Genomic DNA, 16,438 nt, shown 5'->3' with positions numbered 1-16,438 from the left:
CGAGAATGGTCAAAGGGGTGATCGAGTGAAGCTAGATCAAATGACATATAAAGTACAAGATGCACTCGTTGCAGGACAAAATAAAGCGATTGAACATAAACATAATACGATTGAAGTAGAGCATATATTCTTTGCTATGATTAATGATACGGATGGTCTTGCCCAACAAATCACACACAAACTTGAGGTTGATATCCACCTTTTAAAAGAAGAAATAACGAAAATAATTGCTCGATTTGTAACCATTAGTGGAGACCAAAGTCAATATGGTTCGAGCATTTCAAATAGTACACAACAATGGTTTAAAAAGGCAATTAAAATTCAACAGGAATATGAAGATGAATACGTTTCAATCGAGCATATGATGATTGCTTTAATGAAACTTCCTTCTGTTCCAATCGTAACATACCTACAACAACAAGGGGTTGAACGAACCCAACTTAAAGAAGTGGTGGGTGTGATCAGAGGAGGACGTAGAGTGACAACACAAAATCCAGAAGAAACATATGAAGCGCTTGCTAAATATGGACGAGACCTCGTTGAAGAAGTTCGTAAAGGAAAAGTGGATCCTGTCATTGGACGAGATTCAGAAATTCGTCATGTCATACGAATTTTATCTCGAAAAACGAAAAACAATCCTGTTTTAATCGGTGAACCTGGTGTGGGGAAAACTGCGATCGTTGAGGGCTTAGCTCAGCGAATCGTCCGTAAAGATGTTCCAGAAGGTCTGAAAGATAAAACAGTTTTTGAACTCGATATGAGTGCATTGGTTGCCGGTGCAAAATATAGAGGAGAGTTTGAAGAGCGGTTAAAGGCGGTTCTTGCTGAAGTCAAAAAGAGTGAAGGGCGTATTTTACTTTTTATTGACGAGTTACACACGATTGTAGGAGCGGGTAAAACAGAAGGCGCGATGGATGCAGGCAATATGTTAAAACCAATGCTTGCGCGTGGAGAAATTCACTGTATTGGCGCTACCACTTTAAATGAACATCGGCAATATATTGAAAAAGATCCTGCACTTGAACGTCGTTTCCAACAAGTACTTGTTCAAGAACCGAATGAAGAAGACACTGTATCAATTTTAAGAGGGTTGAAAGAACGTTTTGAGATCCATCATGGAGTCAATATTCATGACAGAGCACTTGTAACAGCTGTTTCCTTATCTACGCGCTATATCACAGAACGATTTTTACCGGATAAGGCGATTGATTTAATGGATGAAGCGTGTGCGATGATCAGGACTGAAATTGATTCGATGCCATCAGAACTAGATGAATCAACTAGACGAGTCATGCAACTTGAAATTGAAGAGGCTGCACTTTCAAAAGAAAATGATCTTGCGAGTCGCGAAAGGTTGAAAAATTTGCGTCACGAGCTTGCGAATTTAAAAGAAACAAGCAATGCTATGCGAGCAAAATGGGAACATGAAAAACAGTCCATTTTAACCATTCAACAAAAGCGAGAAGAACTAGATCAATTAAGAAGAGATCTTGAAGAAGCTGAAAGTGATTATAATTTAACAAAAGCGGCAGAGTTGAAGCATGGTCAAATTCCTGCCGTTGAAAAAGAATTAAAAGCACTTGAACAACAAGTCAAAAGTGATGATAAAGGTGATCGTTTACTGCGTGAAGAAGTAACAGAAGAACAGATCGCAAACATCGTCGCGCGGTGGACAGGAATCCCTGTAGATCGTTTAGTTGAAGGAGAGCGTCAAAAACTTTTACGTTTAGAAGAGATATTAACTGAAAGTGTCATTGGTCAAAAGGAAGCAGTCGAATCGGTAAGTGAAGCTGTGATTCGAGCGAGAGCGGGGATTAAAGACCCAAATCGACCAATTGGTTCATTTATCTTTTTAGGTCCAACTGGGGTTGGTAAAACGGAGCTTGCAAAAACGCTTGCGAAAACACTATTTGACAGTGAACAGCACATGGTCCGAATGGATATGTCAGAGTACATGGAAAAGCATGCGGTAGCCAGATTAATCGGAGCTCCACCAGGGTACGTGGGGTATGAGGAAGGTGGCCAGCTTACAGAAGCAGTTCGCAGAAAACCATACTCGGTCATTTTGCTTGACGAAATTGAAAAAGCGCACCCAGAAGTATTCAATATTTTACTGCAAATGCTTGATGATGGACGAATTACTGATTCAAAGGGACGAACAGTTGATTTCCGTAATACGATCATTATTATGACATCCAACATTGGATCGTCTTATATGCTTGACCATACTCAAAATGAAAGCAATGACGTCCGAGACAAAGTTATGTTAGAACTAAGAAGTCACTTTAGACCTGAACTGCTAAATCGTATGGACGACATTGTTCTGTTTAATCCACTTACAACGGTTCATATGGCTGGAATTGTTAGGAAAATGGTGGAAGAGCTACGCGTGAGATTGGCAGAACAACACATCGATCTCATTGTTTCAGATGATGTAGCTGCTTTTATTGCTGAATCAGCTTATGATCCAGCGTTTGGTGCAAGGCCGTTGAAACGATTTATACAAAAAGAGCTGGAAACACTGCTTGCAAAAGAATTAATAAAAGGGACAATCAAGCCACATCAAAAGGTTTTTGTGAAACTAAATGACAACAAGATGACGGTAGATTGAACTACTCCCACATAGCTACGCTTGAAGTGGAGGATTACCCGAAATTCATACCCACCCAACTCATTGCACTACGCCCTTATCATTCCTTGAGGAGGGGGGTATTCTTTCGGGAAATACACTTAAAAAAACATGATCCCATTCAATATGGGATCATGTTTTTTAGTGTTGTTCTTCGACTTGAGGCTTAGGAATAATAGCTCCAATAACAAAGATGGCTACTGTTGCTATAACCGCAATAGTCGTACCTGTCACAAAATTATAAGGTACTCCATTCATTGAACTAACTACATAAGTTGCCATTTGGATCAATAGGAATGTCCAAAAAAACGTCCAAATATAAGCCATTAACGTCACCTCGTTTCACAAATATGTATCGCCTATCTTTTTACACACTCTATTTCTATATTACCACAGATCAACTGAAAATAAATATCGATAACGTGAAAATTATTGAAAATTACTAGTTGTCCGTACAGATAGATGGAACATCTTCAGTTTGTAGGGTAATATATAAATGTAAATAAATGAACCTTCATAGATCCGTTTATTCGGTTAGGTTGAAATACAAAAGGGAGTGTATCTAATGGCACAAGATAAAACAATGGAATTCATGCAAATCGCAATGAAATATTTACCAGAAGCGAAGGAGCGTATGGAGCAAGCGGGGATTGAAGTTTCAATCGAATCGCTACAACCATTCATGGGGCTTTTCGCAAAAGCAATGAACGACGCTTACGAATTAGGATGTAAAGAAGCTACACAAAAAGACGAATAAACGAACAGTAACCCACTAAGTGCCATGGCAATTATAAAAGATTAGCCAATTGGTATGAGTGGGTTTGTTTGATCATTAACAAGCGAAAGTACCTTTACATGTAGGGTCATTGTTGTAAAAAATTGAAGTTTGTTATAAAATTAGGACCAAGTCATAATAATTGATAATAGATAGAGATAGACAAATAATTTCTTTGCGGCTTAATCCAAAAGAAAGAAGGAATATGTATGCGTGCTGGAGTATTGGGGATTGGAAGATACTTACCTGAAAAAATTGTTACGAATCAAGATCTTGAAAAAATAATGGACACATCAGATGAATGGATTCGTACACGCACAGGTATTGAAGAACGGCGCATTGCGAATGATGATGTTGACACTTCTGATATGGCTTATGGTGCAGCAGTAAAAGCACTAGAGGATGCAAATGTTGATGCCGAAGATTTGGACATGATACTAGTAGCAACTGTAACGCCAGATCAGCCGTTTCCATCCGTCTCATGTATGCTACAGGAAAAGCTTGGTGCCAAAAAAGCCTCAGCAATGGACATCTCAGCTGCTTGTACAGGATTTATATATGGAATGGTGACGGCAAAGCAATTTATTGAGAATGCAGGATATACAAATGTCCTCGTTGTCGGTGTTGAGAAGCTATCAAAAATAACAAACATGGAAGATCGTAATACAGCCGTTCTTTTTGGAGATGGTGCTGGGGCGATGGTCTTGGGCCCTGTTAATGGAGAGAGAGGGGTATTATCTTTTGATCTTGGTGCAGATGGTTCGGGAGGTGAGCATTTGTATCAAGAAAATGAAAATCTCGTTATGAACGGACGCGAGGTGTTTAAATTTGCGGTTCGTCAAATGGGAGAATCGAGTATGCGCGTTCTTGAAAAAGCTGGACTTACAAAAGAAGAAGTAGACTACTTAATTCCTCATCAAGCTAATATTCGCATAATGGAATCTGCAAGGCAGCGCCTTGATCTGCCAATTGAGAAAATGTCAAAAACGGTTAATAAATATGGCAACACATCCGCAGCCTCTATTCCTATCTCGCTAGTCGAAGATATTGAAAATGGGAAGGTGAAAGAGGATGACCTATTAGTCATGGTCGGATTCGGTGGAGGATTAACGTGGGGGGCAATTGCACTTCGCTGGGGAAGATAATAAATACATTCTAATCAAATATTCTAATTAATAGTTAAAAAACGTGAAGGAGTTGACGACTGAAATGTCTAAACGTCGTGTAGTAGTCACCGGATTAGGAATGGTTTCTCCTTTAGGAAATGATGTTGAAACAACATGGAGCAACATCATCGCTGGAAAATCAGGAATCGGTGAACTAACGAGATTAAACAAAGATGATTTCCCGGCATCAGCTGTCGCAGAATTAAAGGATTTTAATATAGAAGAGTATATGGAGAAAAAAGAAGCAAGGAAAATGGACCGATTTACACAATACGCGGTTGTGTCATCGCAAATGGCTGTAAAAGATGCCAACCTTGAGATCAATGACTCAAATGCTGACCGAATTGGCGTGTGGATTGGTTCAGGAATTGGTGGGATGGAAACGTTTGAGAAGCAATTTGAAATATTTTCAAAACGTGGCTACCGTCGAGTAAGTCCATTTTTCGTACCGATGATGATCCCTGATATGGCAGCAGGTCAAGTGTCCATTGCCATTGGAGCAAAAGGGATGAATTCTTGTACAGTGACAGCTTGTGCTAGTGGTACGAATTCAATTGGTGATGCATTTAAAGTGATTCAACGAGGCGATGCGGATGCAATGGTGACCGGTGGTGCTGAAGCCCCTATTTCACAAATGGCGATGGCAGGTTTTATTGCCAACACGGCCTTAACACTCAATCAAGATGTGACAAAAGCTAGCCGTCCGTTTGATCAAGATCGTGATGGATTTGTCATGGGAGAAGGTGCAGGCATACTCGTTTTAGAAGAGCTGGAGCACGCAAAAGAAAGAAATGCTCCAATCTATGCAGAAATCGTAGGGTATGGATCTACGGGAGATGCTCATCACATTACTGCCCCAGCTCCAGGTGGAGAAGGTGGTGTCCGTGCGATGATCCAATCGTTAGAAGATGCTGGCATCAACCCAAATGAGGTGGGTTACATTAATGCCCACGGTACAAGCACACCTTACAATGATAAATATGAAACAATGGCGATCAAAGAAGTTTTTGCTGATCATGCAAAAAAATTAGCTGTTAGTTCAACCAAGTCCATGACGGGGCATTTATTAGGAGCAGCTGGTGGAGTGGAAGCAATTTTTACAGTTCTGGCTTTAAAAGAAAAAATCCTACCACCTACAATCAATTTAGATACTCCTGATCCAGAGTGTGACCTTGATTATGTACCGCATGAAGCAAGGAAAAAAGAAGTAAAAGTAGCTATGAGTAACTCACTAGGATTTGGTGGTCATAATGCTACAATTGTATTTAAAACGTATGAAGAATAAATAAAGTAAATAAGGATACCAGAGCAGGGTGTACACAGTGTACACTCTGCTTTTTTGTTTATCCATTCTATTGTAATATCATTCAAAAAAGATAGTTTGTGTTGGTTGATAACAAATATTTATAGTAATGAAACATAAGAAAGTAAAAAATACTAAAAAAACTTATTCCCGATAAATACAGAAGTATCTACGGGTCTTTGATAATTAGAATAGTGAAATTTAGATATTATCAAAAAATGTTGTAATAGTATTTTATATAAATAATATAAATTGATAGAAAATATTAAAAATTAGAGGTGTTCAAATGGCTAGACAAATCTCAGTCCAGGTTGAAACACCACTACTTGAGATTAAAAACCTCCAAACGGGCTTTAAGATTGGTAAGGGTTACTACAATGCTGTAGAAAAGGTTTCTTTTAAAGTTGATCGGCGGAAAATTATCGGAATAGTTGGTGAGTCAGGTTGTGGAAAAAGTGTCATGTCACTGTCCGTTATGCAACTTCTTCCAAATGAAATCGCGAAAGTTCGTGGAGGAGAAATTAAGTTCGAAGGCAGAAATCTTGAAAAACTTTCGGAACGTGAAATGAACCAAATTCGTGGAAAAGAAATCTCAATGATTTTCCAAGAGCCAATGACGGCACTTAATCCAGTATTTACGATCGGCTATCAGCTACAGGAAGTTTTGCTAAACCATGAAAAGATTAGTAAGAAAGAAGCAAGGCTAAAGAGTATCGCCCTTTTAAGAAGTGTAGGGATTCCTCGTCCGAAGAAAATTGTGGAAGAATACCCTCACCAACTGTCAGGTGGTATGAGACAGCGTGTCATAATTTCAATGGCCATCGCTTGTCAGCCAAAACTTTTAATTGCGGACGAGCCGACGACCGCACTTGATGTAACGGTACAAGCCCAAATCTTGGATCTTCTGAAAAATATTCAAGAAGTGAATGATATGTCAATCATCATGATTACCCACGATTTAGGCGTCGTTGCTGAAATTTGTGACGAGGTCATTGTTATGTACGCAGGTAAAATTATTGAGCAAACAGATGTAACAACGCTTTTTGAAGATCCTAAACATCCGTATACTGAGCTCTTAATGGGGGCAATACCAAAAATGGATGGGAAAAAAGACACGCTTACAACGATAGAAGGGCTTGTACCTTCCATTCAACAAATGCCGCAAGTTGGTTGCCGTTTCGCAAACCGCTGTCCAAAAGCAATGCCAGAATGCTTGACCACCACTCCACAACTTGTGGAAAATGAGCCAGGCCATGCAGTGGCATGCCTGTTTTTCAAAAACAGCACGCAAAAGGGTAGGGTGGGTGACCGATGAACACGACTAAAACAAAACGAAGCACAAAGCAAACAACGATTGTTGAAAAAGAAACATTGTTAGATATTCGTCATTTAAAAACGTATTATCCAGTCAAAGGCGGCTTTCTAAGGCGAACAATGGGTCAGGTGAAAGCGGTCGACGATATCTCCTTTGAAATAAAAAAAGGAGAAACGCTCGGCCTAGTAGGAGAGTCAGGATGTGGTAAATCCACCACTGGTCGTACGATTCTACGTTTGTTAAAGCCAACGGATGGTAAAATTCTATTTGATGGAAAAGACATCACAACGATTTCAGGGACAGAATTACGTCACGCTCGACAAAATTTTCAAATGATTTTTCAAGACCCTTATGCGTCATTGAATCCTTCACAAAGCGTCGGTGATATAATTTCAGAGCCGATTCGCAACTATAAAAAAGTCGGTAAAAAAGAATTGAAAAATGAAGTGTTAGATCTGCTTTCTCGAGTAGGGCTACCTCGAGAAGCCTATGACAAATATGGTCATGAATTTTCTGGTGGTCAGCGTCAACGAATTGGAATTGCACGAGCTCTAGCGCTTAAGCCGAAACTGATCGTTGCCGATGAACCAGTATCTGCGCTTGATGTTTCTGTACAGTCACAAGTACTTAACCTGTTAAAAGAGTTGCAAGCTGAGTTCGATCTCACCTACTTATTTATTGCCCACGATCTCAGTGTTGTTAAACATATGAGTGATCGGATTGGGGTAATGTATCTTGGTAATATGGTTGAAGTTGCGACAAATGAAAGTTTGTACGCAGGACCTTTACACCCATATACACAAGCATTGATCTCAGCAATTCCAGAAATGGACCCGAAAAAAAGAAAAGATCGCATCGTGCTGAAAGGGTATGTACCTAGTCCACAAAATCCGCCAAGTGGTTGCGCATTCCATACGCGCTGCCCGCTGGCAAAAGAAGAGTGTTATCAAGTGAAACCTACTTTAAAGGAGGTCACACCTGGTCATCGCGTAGCATGTATTCTTTACTAAATCACAAACAACTTTGGGGGGAACAGAATGAAGAAGAAGTCGTTACTATTTATGTTAACGATGCAACTAATCCTTTCTTCATTTTTAGCAGCATGTGTCTCGGATAGTGCATATCCAAGTACAGAGGAAACACCTGAAGGAAAAATAAACACTACATTTGATAAAGAAGCATCTGCTGGTGAACCTGTAGCAGGTGGAATACTAACATACGGTATGGAGGCTGCTCCAGAAGGTCTTTTCAACTGGGCATTCTATGGAAACGTTACGGATGGACAGGTACTTGACCTATTTGACGAAGGGTTGATCACATATGATGAAAATCTACAACCTCAACCAAACTTTGCTACATGGGAAACTGAGGATAACCAATCGTTCACATTTACGATTCAAGAAGGCGTAATGTGGCACAATGGTGATGAGTTAACCGTACATGACTGGGTGTTTGCACTAGAAACAATAGCTGACGCCGATTATGATGGTCCTCGTTATTCAAACGTTCAAACGATCGCAGGAGCTCCAGCATATCGTGAGGGAACAGCTGACAACATCTCCGGTATCGAAGTCATTGATGATTACAATGTAACAATTACTTTTGACGAAGCTCGCGTTAACAACTTGGTTAACGTATGGACTTATCCAATGAACCGTACTGAATTTGAAGGCATTCCTGTCGCTGAAATGTCCGCTTCTCCACAAGTTCGTCAAAATCCAGTGGGGCTTGGAGCATTCAAAGTTAAAAAAATCCTTCCTGGTGAGTCTATCGAGCTAGTTAAGTTCACCGACTACTGGCAAGGTGAGCCTAAACTTGATGGGATCATTGTTCAAATCCTAGGTAACTCAACAGTTATAGGTGCACTTGGACAAGGCGATATAGACATGATCAATCTTGCTCCAGTAAATGCTGAAGGAGCATTAAATATGGAGAACATTAAAGTTATTACATATCCAGGTAGATCTTACCAATACATTGCATTCAAACTTGGTACATTTAATGCTGAAACAAATACCATCCATGAAGACAAACAGAAGTATGCTGACGTAAACCTACGTAGAGCGATGGCTCATGCAATTAACCGTGAGGAGTGGATCGATGCATTCTTCTTCGGTTACGGCTCTCCAGTTAACGGGCCAGTTCCATCAACCCATTGGATTGCTGCGGATTCATCTGACCTTTCAACTTATGAGTATGATCCAGAAAAAGCAAAAGACCTACTTGCTGAAGCTGGCTACGAAGACATTACCGGTGACGGATTTGTTGAAGATCCATACGGAGAGCCATTCGTTGCTAAATTCTCTCATTACCAAACGTCAGATACAACATTTGAAACGCGTGCACAAGCAATCGTTCAATATTGGAATGAAGTTGGAATTAACGCAGAAGTTGAAATGATAGAAGTTAATCTTTACTACGATATGATTGAAGAAGATGACCCTGAGATTGAAACATTCTTTGGAGGGTGGAGTACTGGCTCGGATCCAGATCCAACGGGTCTTTGGGGATCTGACCAACTCTGGAACTACCCACGTTTCTTAAGCGAAGAGTCTGATCAATTACTAGCAGATGCACTAGATGTAAGCATCGTTGGTGACGATAAGGAAGCCCGTAAAGATCTGTACGTTCAGTGGCAACAACTTGTTACAGAGGAAGTTCCTATGATCTTTGTTGCTGAGCTAGACCAAATTACTGCACTTAGTGATCGTGTAGCAGGAGTAACTTATGATGTATCAGGTTCTAACTTCCCGTATGAGTGGTATGTAACGGAGTAATCGTACTTTACTTTGTAGGTATCTTAGATAAGGAGAGTATCTATGTTAAAGTATACAATTCGGCGAATAATCGGAATGATTCCAATGCTGCTCCTTATCTCCATTGTGGTGTTTCTCCTGGCGAAAGCGATGCCAGGAGATTCCCTCAGTGGAGAGATTGATCCAAACAATACTGATCCTCAGTACATCGAAGAGATGCGTGAACGACTAGGTTATAACGATCCACTTCCAGTACAGTACTTTGATTGGATTAGTGGATTTTTTCAAGGTGACTTTGGCAAATCAACAAGATACAAAATTCCCGTTTCTGAACTACTTGCGGAAAGACTGCCCAATACCATCTTTCTTGGTGTAACATCACTCGTGATTACGTATATTTTAGCCTTTGCAATGGGGATTTTTGCTGGTCGAAAACCGTATACGATTGGTGACCATGTAATCGGAGGATTAAATTATATTGGATTAGCGATCCCATCTTTTATTGCGGCTGTTTTTGCTATTTATATATTCTCCTTTAATTTAGGGTGGATTCCTTACGCTGGTTCGGTGGATATACAGCTTGAAAAAGGGACACTTGATTATTGGCTGAGTCGCTTTCACCACGTACTCATGCCGGCCGTTGTTTTAGGAGCGCTAAGTACAGCAAGTTATACTCAATTTTTGCGTAATGATATTATAGAAAATAGTCGAAAAGATTTTGTGCGTACTGCGCGTGCAAAAGGAACTGCTACATCCAAAATCTATAACGTTCACATTTTGCGTAACTCGATCATCCCATTGATCACATTTCTTGGCTTTGATATTGCGACAATTATTAGTGGAGCAATTATTACAGAGACGATCTTTACTTATCCGGGAATCGGACAACTATTCCTGAACTCCGTCTCCAGCCGTGATTATCCAACCATGATGGCGATCACCATGATGTTATCAACGTTAACACTTATTGGGAACTTGGTTGCCGATATTTTGTATGGTGTTGTTGATCCAAGAATTCGTCTAGATTAATGAGGAGGAGTACCAATGGTGAACGTAACAGTTAACAACAATAAACCGCAAATAAAAACCATTAATATGTCTCCTTTTACTATTGCTAGACGTAAATTCCTTCGTAACAAGCTAGCGATAACAAGTAGTATTTTTTTATTAATGGTTATTATCGTATCGTTTCTTGCGCCTTACATTACAACCCATGATATTGTAAAAGTAAATATTGGACAAATGTCCCTCGAGCCAGGTGGAGAGCATTTCTTAGGCACTGATAAATCAGGTCGTGACGTATGGACGCGCCTGCTTTACGGTGGGAGAATCTCTTTGCTTGTAGGAATGTTATGTACTGCTCTAGTGATCTTTTTTGGAACAGTCGTAGGATCGGTTGCTGGATACTATGGTGGCTTTGTAGATGGACTTCTTATGCGTTTTACTGATTTCGTTTTAAATTTCCCGTTCCTCGTTTTTGTCCTCGTTCTTAACTCAATCCTTCACGGAATTGTCGATGGACTGTGGGTACTAATTACCGTCATAAGCTTGCTCAGCTGGGGTGGAGTTGCTCGTGTCGTACGAAGTAAAATTCTTGCTGAGAAAGAAAATGAGTATATTTTAGCTGCCGTATCGATCGGTTGTAAACCATTTAAGGTAATAATAAAGCATTTGTTACCGAACGTTCTATCAACGATTATTGTACAAGCCACTATCTTGTTTGCTGGTTTGATCGTCGCAGAATCAGGATTAAGCTACCTAGGATTTGGTGTTCCACAGACAACACCAAGTTGGGGCAACATGCTTTCTTCAGCGCAAGAAGCGGACGTTCTACGTGACAAACCATGGATCTGGATGCCGCCTGCAATCATCCTAACCCTAACCATTCTTTCAATCAATTTTATAGGTGAAGGACTTAAGGATGCGTTTAACCCGAAATCGAATCGCTAATGATATAAAAAGTCGTTGTCTAAATTAGACAACGACTTTTTATTTTGTTAAGCGCAATCGATGGATAGGAATGAATCTTTATTAGATAGGGTGACATCAACCGAGTGATCATCTGTTTTGATTTTAACTATAGTAAAAAAATAAAGCGATGAACATTGTACCTGTAATAATCGAACCACTATATAAAAAAGGCTTAATCTCAACGACAGAAATAGCATCAGACAATGACCGCATATCTTCTACTTCCTCTTTTATCATCGGTTTGGTCATGGACAACATTTTTCTAAAGCTATTCGATACAAGATCAAAAAACCCAGTACTAAGGACAAATACCGTAAAAGAAAAAAATAAATATCCTGCTCCAATGAAGAATGAGGTGTTAATGAGGGAAAGCAGGGTGATTTGACCATAATATATGAGTGAAATCATAATACAAAGCCCATAGCCGATCACTAGTAAGGCTAAAGAAAATTTCGTCAATGGAAACACTCCTTAATTAGTATATAAACAGTTTAATTCGTAATTTGTCGTTATACAAATATAAAAAGAGTTTGCTAGATTAATTTAGATTAGTAATTTTTAATCTAGTTAGAATAATGTGTCATAATTTCATCGAAAATGCCGAATAGTATACTAATAAAGTATTAATATTAAAAAAATTTTGTAAAAATAATAAATAATATGTGTACAAAAATCTAAAAACTTGTATAATCATACTTGTAACTATTTTCAGATAAATAGAGGGAGGTCAAAAAGGATGAAGAAATACTCACAACTGTTCGTTTTAATGCTATCACTTAGTGTGGTCCTAGCAGGATGTTTCGGTGGCGACACTGATGATGACGGTGACACAAACGATGATGCTGGTACAGCATCTGATGTACCACAAGAATTAACTGTATTAGAAACATCTTCAATCCCAGGATTGGATACAGGTATTGTTGCAGATACTGTTAGTTTTTCGACAATGAATAATGTGTTTGAAGGCCTTAACCGTTTAAATGCAGATCAGGAAACTGTTCCTGCTGTGGCTGACGGAGAGCCTGAAGTAAGCGAAGATGGTACAGTTTACACGTATACACTTAAAGAAGATGCAGTATGGTCAAATGGCGATCCTGTTACGGCACATGACTTTGTCTTTGCTTGGCAGCGTGCATTGGACCCTGAAGCCGGTTCAGATTACGGCCCTTATCTAATGGAAGGTAAAATCAAGGGAGCTTCAGAAATTTTTAATGACGGTGCAGATCCAAGTACGCTTGGTGCAGTGGCGTTAGACGACAAGACGCTAGAAATTACGCTAGAGAAGCCGATTGCTTATTTTAACTCTCTTATGGCATTCCCGACGTTCTTCCCACAAAACCAAGCATTTGTTGAAGAACAAGGTGACAAATATGCATCAGATGCGTCAACTCTTATATTTAATGGCCCATTCGTTCTTGACACGTGGGCAGGAACCACGGCTTCAGAATGGGAATATGCTAAAAACGAAGACTATTGGGATGCTGAAAATGTAGCTCTAGATAAAATTACGTTTAACGAAGTAAAAGCATCACAAACGGCAGTAAATCTCTATGAAACAGGAGACGCTGAAATTACATCAAAGCTTTCATCAGAACTTGTTGCTCAATTTGAAGGAGATCCTAACCTTGTATCATGGTTAGAGCCAGTAGTGTTCTGGGTTAAAATGAACCAGACAAATGATGCACTTAAAAACGAAAATATTCGTAGAGCACTTGCGACGGCAATTGACAAGCAATCATTGACTGACAATATCTTTAACAATGGTTCCATTCCTGCAAACTATGCAGTGCCACAAGAGTTTGTTCAAAATCCAGAAACAGGTGAAGATTTCCGTGAAGCAAACGGAGACATGCTAACGTATGATCTAGAAGCTGCACAAGAATTTTGGGCAAAAGGACTTGAAGAGTTAGGGGAAGATTCAATTCAACTATCCTACCTTGGTGGAGACTCTGAAGCAGCAATGGATGCAGACGAATATATTATAAACCAACTTGAAACAAATCTTGAAGGACTTTCAATTAAGCTTGATAGTGTACCATTCAGTGTGCGTCTTGAGCGTGACAAAACTTTAGATTATGACTTGCAATTCGCAGGCTGGGGGCCTGATTATCTTGATCCGATTTCATTCTCTGACCTTTGGATTACGGATGGCGGAAACAACAAAATGGCTTATTCAAGCGAAAAATATGATTCATTGCTAAAAGATGCAGAAACAACTTATGCAAATGATCCAGCTAAGCGTTTTGAAGCGTTACAAGAAGCAGAAAAAGTATTGCTTGAAGAAGACGCTGCGATTATTCCAATCTATCAACGTAAAGCAAACATTCTTGTTAATGAAAATGTTAACAACTTTACGTATCACGATGTTGGACCTGAGTTCAGCTTTTTCCCAATTTCAAAGAGTGAGTAAGTAATAGACTCATGTAAATTTTATACGAGATTACGTATGGGAGAGAGAGTATAGTAACATGTACTCTCTTTTTCCATATAAAACAATTGTCAAAACATGTAGAATTATTCGGTATTTAAAATATGGAGGTGTCCCTTTGTGGGGAAATATGTTTTGCAGCGCATTGGTTACATGCTGATTACCCTTTTTATCATTGTATCGCTGTCTTACTTTCTAATGAAATTAATTCCAGGGTCACCGTTTTCAGCTGCTGAAAAGCTTACAGATTCACAGCTAGCGATTATGAATGCAAAGTATGGATTGGACCAGCCTGTGCCGATTCAATACCTTAAATATATGGGGAATGTCTTACAGGGTGACTTAGGTGTGTCATTTCAATTTAGCAATACACCTGTTACAGAATTGATCTCACAACGTGTTGGTCCATCTGTAACTCTCGGTTTACAGGCAATGATTTTTGGTACGATTTTCGGAATTGTTTTAGGAGTAATAGCAGCCCTTAGACAAAACACTTGGATGGACTATGGTTCAACCTTCCTAGCTATTTTGGGTAAATCCATTCCCTCGTTTGTTTTTGCAGCATTACTGCAATATTTTATTGCTGTTAAATTAGGATGGTTGCCAGTTGCTTTTTGGAGAGGTTTTGAATATTCCATTCTCCCCTCGATTGCTCTTGCCATTTTCCCAATCTCTATTGCAGCTCGATTTATGAGAACAGAAATGATTGATGTATTAGGATCAGATTATATTACATTAGCACGTGCAAAAGGTGCTACTCCGTTTGAAGTCGCTTTTAAACATGCTTTGAGAAATGCGTTAATTCCTGTTGTTACGGTTTTAGGACCGCTCACTGCAGCTTTAATGACAGGGTCACTTGTGGTCGAGCAAGTATTTGCGATTCCTGGCATAGGGGAACAATTTGTTACATCCATAAAAGTACTCGACCATCCGGTTATTATGGGTACGACGATTCTATATGCAACATTGTTTATCGTGATTATTTTTATTGTTGACATTTTATACAGTATCATTGATCCACGTATTAGACTGTCAGGAGGGAATAACTGATGGCAAATCATTCAGGTAAACGTTTCCCTAAAGAAATGTTTGAGCCCGCTCATTACGATGAATCATTGGGCGAGAAAATAGAAAAACCAAGTCTAAACTTTTGGCAAGATGCTTGGCTTCGTGTCAAGAAAAACAAGGCCGCAATCATCAGCTTAGTGCTGCTAACGATGCTGATCATCATGGCTTTTATTGGTCCTTATTTAAGCGGATATGACGGTGATGTCCAAAGGGCTGAGCATAACAACTTACCGCCAAGAATTGAGGCTATACAACACATCGATTGGCTTCCTTTTAATGGTACAATTACAAACCGTGAAGGTGAAACGTTAACGCCATACGAGGACCGTCAAGTAGAAGAATCTTACTGGTTTGGTACGGATCAATTTGGACGTGACCTTTTTACCCGTCTTTGGGAAGGGGTTCAAATCTCTTTGTTAATCGCTTTTTTAGCAACAGCGATTGATATGATATTTGGCGTATCTTATGGCGCAATTTCTGGTTATTTTGGCGGTCGCGTCGACAATATAATGCAACGCATCATTGAAATTCTCATGGGAATTCCAAATCTAGTGATCGTTATCTTATTAATTCTGATTCTGGAACCGGGTATATTATCGATCACAATTGCTTTAGCCATTACAGGTTGGACAACCATGGCAAGGGTTGTGCGTGGTCAAGTGTTAAAGTTGAAGAATGAAGAGTTTGCTCTGGCTTCAAAAACACTTGGGGCGACGAATATAAGAATTATTTTTAAACATCTGATGCCTAATATGGTTGGTGTCATTATTATTAATACGATGTTTACCATTCCAAATGCGATTTTCTTTGAAGCATTTTTAAGCTTTATCGGTCTTGGTTTACAGCCTCCCGATGCTTCACTAGGTACATTAATTGAAAGTGGATTTAAATCGTTGTTGCTATATCCATATCAATTGATCATCCCTTCAATTGTAATCAGTTTATTAATGATTACATTTAATCTGATAGCAGATGGATTACGCGACGCGTTTGATCCGAAAATGAGAGACTGAAGGCAGGTGGAATC

Annotated in this window: 14 protein-coding genes; 12 read left to right on the top strand and 2 right to left on the bottom strand. The window is 39.4% G+C overall.

What is annotated here, in order from left to right:
* Positions 1 to 25 precede the first annotated feature (25 nt).
* Positions 26 to 2,611, top strand: coding sequence for an ATP-dependent chaperone ClpB (clpB, locus tag AB1471_RS07335; RefSeq protein ID WP_367779095.1), 2,586 nt, complete (start codon positions 26 to 28; stop codon positions 2,609 to 2,611).
* 159 nt (positions 2,612 to 2,770) lie between these two features.
* Here the strand turns inward: clpB and AB1471_RS07330 are convergent, their stop codons facing one another.
* Positions 2,771 to 2,956 (bottom strand): YjzD family protein, encoded by a 186-nt coding sequence (locus AB1471_RS07330; protein ID WP_367779094.1) that lies wholly within the window; start codon positions 2,954 to 2,956, stop codon positions 2,771 to 2,773.
* Between the two features lie 238 nt (positions 2,957 to 3,194).
* On the opposite strand from AB1471_RS07330, the gene AB1471_RS07325 reads away from it, so the two are divergent.
* The 8 genes from AB1471_RS07325 to opp4C all read left to right on the top strand — a co-directional run bounded on the left by AB1471_RS07325 (position 3,195) and on the right by opp4C (position 11,894).
* On the top strand, positions 3,195 to 3,386 hold the full coding sequence (locus AB1471_RS07325) for a ComZ family protein (RefSeq protein ID WP_367779093.1): 192 nt from the start codon (positions 3,195 to 3,197) through the stop codon (positions 3,384 to 3,386).
* A gap of 227 nt (positions 3,387 to 3,613) precedes the next feature.
* Entirely contained in the window at positions 3,614 to 4,549 is a 936-nt protein-coding gene (locus AB1471_RS07320; RefSeq protein WP_367779092.1) for a beta-ketoacyl-ACP synthase III, read from the top strand.
* 64 nt (positions 4,550 to 4,613) lie between these two features.
* On the top strand, positions 4,614 to 5,855 hold the full coding sequence (gene fabF / locus AB1471_RS07315) for a beta-ketoacyl-ACP synthase II (RefSeq protein ID WP_367779091.1): 1,242 nt from the start codon (positions 4,614 to 4,616) through the stop codon (positions 5,853 to 5,855).
* A 304-nt stretch (positions 5,856 to 6,159) separates the two neighbouring features.
* Entirely contained in the window at positions 6,160 to 7,188 is a 1,029-nt protein-coding gene (locus AB1471_RS07310; RefSeq protein ID WP_367779090.1) for an ABC transporter ATP-binding protein, read from the top strand.
* Positions 7,185 to 8,198, top strand: coding sequence for an ABC transporter ATP-binding protein (locus tag AB1471_RS07305; RefSeq protein ID WP_367779089.1), 1,014 nt, complete (start codon positions 7,185 to 7,187; stop codon positions 8,196 to 8,198). Before AB1471_RS07310 ends, AB1471_RS07305 begins: the two co-directional genes overlap by 4 nt.
* A gap of 27 nt (positions 8,199 to 8,225) precedes the next feature.
* Positions 8,226 to 9,965, top strand: a complete 1,740-nt coding sequence (gene opp4A / locus AB1471_RS07300; RefSeq protein WP_367779088.1) for an oligopeptide ABC transporter substrate-binding protein — start codon at positions 8,226 to 8,228, stop codon at positions 9,963 to 9,965.
* A gap of 42 nt (positions 9,966 to 10,007) precedes the next feature.
* Positions 10,008 to 10,973, top strand: a complete 966-nt coding sequence (gene opp4B / locus AB1471_RS07295) for an oligopeptide ABC transporter permease (RefSeq protein WP_367779087.1) — start codon at positions 10,008 to 10,010, stop codon at positions 10,971 to 10,973.
* Between the two features lie 15 nt (positions 10,974 to 10,988).
* Complete coding sequence (opp4C, locus tag AB1471_RS07290) at positions 10,989 to 11,894, top strand: oligopeptide ABC transporter permease (protein WP_367779086.1); 906 nt, start codon at positions 10,989 to 10,991, stop codon at positions 11,892 to 11,894.
* A gap of 123 nt (positions 11,895 to 12,017) precedes the next feature.
* On the opposite strand, the gene AB1471_RS07285 is transcribed toward opp4C, so the two are convergent.
* Positions 12,018 to 12,374, bottom strand: a complete 357-nt coding sequence (locus tag AB1471_RS07285; RefSeq protein ID WP_367779085.1) for a DUF3899 domain-containing protein — start codon at positions 12,372 to 12,374, stop codon at positions 12,018 to 12,020.
* Between the two features lie 277 nt (positions 12,375 to 12,651).
* Between AB1471_RS07285 and AB1471_RS07280 the strand changes: the two genes are divergently transcribed.
* From AB1471_RS07280 to opp3C, 3 genes are all read left to right on the top strand, one after another.
* The gene (locus tag AB1471_RS07280) at positions 12,652 to 14,325 is read left to right on the top strand and encodes a peptide ABC transporter substrate-binding protein (protein ID WP_367779084.1); all 1,674 of its coding nucleotides are present in this window, start codon (positions 12,652 to 12,654) and stop codon (positions 14,323 to 14,325) included.
* Between the two features lie 138 nt (positions 14,326 to 14,463).
* Complete coding sequence (gene opp3b / locus AB1471_RS07275) at positions 14,464 to 15,393, top strand: oligopeptide ABC transporter permease (RefSeq protein WP_367779083.1); 930 nt, start codon at positions 14,464 to 14,466, stop codon at positions 15,391 to 15,393.
* Positions 15,393 to 16,424, top strand: a complete 1,032-nt coding sequence (opp3C, locus tag AB1471_RS07270) for an oligopeptide ABC transporter permease (protein WP_367779082.1) — start codon at positions 15,393 to 15,395, stop codon at positions 16,422 to 16,424. Before opp3b ends, opp3C begins: the two co-directional genes overlap by 1 nt.
* The last annotated feature ends 14 nt before the right edge of the window (positions 16,425 to 16,438 follow it).

The sequence above is a fragment of the Jeotgalibacillus marinus genome, assembly GCF_040801915.1.
Lineage (GTDB): Bacteria > Bacillota > Bacilli > Bacillales > Jeotgalibacillaceae > Jeotgalibacillus > Jeotgalibacillus marinus.
This window is presented reverse-complemented; position numbering and strand designations above follow the sequence as displayed.

Bases quoted from the DNA above. Each gene is read 5' to 3' on its own strand.
- AB1471_RS07330 (WP_367779094.1), bottom strand. From the start codon at position 2,956: ATGGCTTATATTTGGACGTTTTTTTGGACATTCCTATTGATCCAAATG.
- AB1471_RS07325 (WP_367779093.1), top strand. From the start codon at position 3,195: ATGGCACAAGATAAAACAATGGAATTCATGCAAATCGCAATGAAATAT.
- AB1471_RS07320 (WP_367779092.1), top strand. From the start codon at position 3,614: ATGCGTGCTGGAGTATTGGGGATTGGAAGATACTTACCTGAAAAAATT.
- fabF (WP_367779091.1), top strand. From the start codon at position 4,614: ATGTCTAAACGTCGTGTAGTAGTCACCGGATTAGGAATGGTTTCTCCT.
- AB1471_RS07310 (WP_367779090.1), top strand. From the start codon at position 6,160: ATGGCTAGACAAATCTCAGTCCAGGTTGAAACACCACTACTTGAGATT.
- AB1471_RS07305 (WP_367779089.1), top strand. From the start codon at position 7,185: ATGAACACGACTAAAACAAAACGAAGCACAAAGCAAACAACGATTGTT.
- opp4A (WP_367779088.1), top strand. From the start codon at position 8,226: ATGAAGAAGAAGTCGTTACTATTTATGTTAACGATGCAACTAATCCTT.
- opp4B (WP_367779087.1), top strand. From the start codon at position 10,008: ATGTTAAAGTATACAATTCGGCGAATAATCGGAATGATTCCAATGCTG.
- opp4C (WP_367779086.1), top strand. From the start codon at position 10,989: ATGGTGAACGTAACAGTTAACAACAATAAACCGCAAATAAAAACCATT.
- AB1471_RS07280 (WP_367779084.1), top strand. From the start codon at position 12,652: ATGAAGAAATACTCACAACTGTTCGTTTTAATGCTATCACTTAGTGTG.
- opp3C (WP_367779082.1), top strand. From the start codon at position 15,393: ATGGCAAATCATTCAGGTAAACGTTTCCCTAAAGAAATGTTTGAGCCC.